Annotated in this window: 2 protein-coding genes; both read left to right on the forward strand. The window is 66.8% G+C overall.

Going from position 1 to position 2,275, the window contains the following annotated elements; translation table 11 throughout:
* The first annotated feature begins 143 nt into the window (after window positions 1-143).
* Window positions 144-1,097, forward strand: coding sequence for a phosphotriesterase family protein (locus AC5RV2_RS17185; protein WP_494093345.1), 954 nt, complete (start codon window positions 144-146; stop codon window positions 1,095-1,097).
* 136 nt (window positions 1,098-1,233) lie between these two features.
* Window positions 1,234-2,275 (forward strand): FAD-dependent oxidoreductase (locus tag AC5RV2_RS17190; protein ID WP_494093346.1); only part of this gene is annotated, 1,042 nt, incomplete at its 3' end.

A 2,275-nucleotide genomic window follows, 5' to 3' on the forward strand; every position in this document is an offset into this window, starting at 1 on the left:
TCGTGCCCTTCCTCAAGGACCAGGGCCTAAGCGACGACGACGCGCAGCGCATCCTCGAGGAGAATCCGCGCAACCTGCTGACTGTGCGCTGAGCACCGCGGCCCCACCATCAACAAGCTTTTCAAGACACCTGAGGTGAAGGAATGACCAAGGTCAACACCGTGCTGGGGACTATCCCGGCCGAAGAACTGGAAATCGTGGCAGTCCACGAACATATCGGCTACGGCATGCCCGGCTCCGAGCTCGACACGAAATGGTGGAAGTCGCCGGAGCAGGCCTACGAGGAAACCGTGCCGAAGCTGCGCAGGTTCCGGGAGAACGGCGGCGGCACCTTCGTCGACGCCACCGGCATCTGCAACGGCCGCGACGTCGACTATTACAAGTCCCTCTCCGCCAAGACCGGCGTGCACATCGTGGCCTGCACCGGCTTCGTGGGCGGCGACACCGCCCTACCGCACTTCGCACGGGCGTCGGTGGACTACCTGGCGAAGGTGTTCATCCACGAGATCACGGTGGGGATCGGCAACACCGGCGCCAAGGCCGGCGTCATCAAGGTCGGCGTGAGCCGCGGCGGCAAGATGACCGAACTCGACAAGCGGATCTACCGCGCCGCCGCCCGCGCCGCCGTCCTCACCGGGGTGCCGATCCTCACGCATCTGGCGATCGACCCCGAGCCCGCCGTGAACATCTTCAACGAGGAGGGCCTCCCGCTCGATCGCGTCCTCTTCGGGCACGCCGACGACGGCCTGAACGCCCCGATCACCCCGCACGACTGGATTTACGAGCAGGGCGGCCGCATCGGCTTCGACACCTTCGGCTACGACCTCGAATTGCCCGACCCGCCGTTCTGGGGCCGCAAACGCGCCGAGCGCATGGAGCACTTCGTCAAGCTGGTGAACAAGGGCTACGCGGACAAGCTGCTCGTCTCGGCCGACGCCAACTGCAGCCCGCTGGGCTGGCCGGGCGTGAAGGGCCACACCATCAACTACATCTTCGACGACATGCTCCCGGACATGCGCGCCGCCGGCATCGACGACGCCACCATCAAGCTCCTCCTCGAGGACAACCCGGCCGACTTCCTCTCCATCAAGGCCTGATACCCGCACCTCCCCTATCGGCGTCACGCGTCGGCTCCGCCTCCACCTCCGACGACGGCGGCGGCGGCGGCGGACTCCAACCCCACCCACACCCCGAGGACGCCTGCACCGGCGTCCAGTGAAGGAACACAGAACAATGCAGACTTCCGAAATCCAGAACCTGAAGGTGGCCGTCGTGGGCGGCGGCTACGCCGGCGCTTCCGCTGCCTTGGCACTGCTGCAGCTCGGCGCCGACGTGCACGTCTACGAGCAGGCCCCCGAGCTTGGTGAAGTAGGGGCCGGCATCGGCCTGCGGCCGCCGACGGTCGAGGTGCTGCGCAAGTGGGGCGTGTTCGAAGAGTTCGAAAAGGTCTCCGCCCCTTCCGAGGCCATCGAGGTCTACCAGGCCAACGGCGAGCTGATCGCCCGCGATCCGTGGCCGGGCATCAACGAGTACGCCCAGGTCAACCACTGCCGCATGGTGCACCGCGGGGACGTCATCGAGACGCTCCTGCGCCTGCTGCCGGCAGAGCGCGTGCACATCGGCCACAAGATGATCAGCATCGCCGACAACGGCGACTCCGCCACCGTGAAGTTCGAGAACGGCGTGGAGGTCACAGCCGACCTGGTGGTGGGCGCCGACGGCATCCGCTCCAGCGTCCGGAACCAGATCTTCGGGGAGGTCCAGCCGGTGTTCTCCCACACGATTGCCATGCGCGCCGTCATCTCCGCCGACGATGCCTACGGCCTGGTGGAGAACGATAACTTCCGCGTCTACGTGGGCCAGAACGGCACCACCGTGTACTTCCTGCCGCTGCGCCACCGCAACCAGGTGTCCTTCGACATCACCGCCCCGAGCGACGACACTGCCTGGGCCCCGGAGGTCACGCACGAGTACATCGGGTCGCTGCTGGAGGGCTTCGACGAGCGGCTGCAGAAGATCGGCCAGGAGCTGGACATCGCCTCGATGACCAACCGCGGCGTCTACGACATCGACAAGCAGCCGACCTGGCACACCGACAGCGTTGCCCTGGTGGGCGATGCCGCGCACGCCATGCTGCACCATCAGGGCCAGGGCGCGAACTCCGCCATGCAGGATGCCGCCTGGCTGGCCGACGCCATCAAGGACGGCTCCGACCTGCAGGACGCCCTGCGCACCTACCAGGCCAAGCGCAAGCCCATCACCGACGTGCTGCAGG

It is taken from the genome of Arthrobacter sp. Y3225116 (genome assembly GCF_059091245.1).

Coding starts and splice junctions, on each gene's coding strand:
- AC5RV2_RS17185 (WP_494093345.1), top strand. CDS start 144: ATGACCAAGGTCAACACCGTGCTGGGGACTATCCCGGCCGAAGAACTG.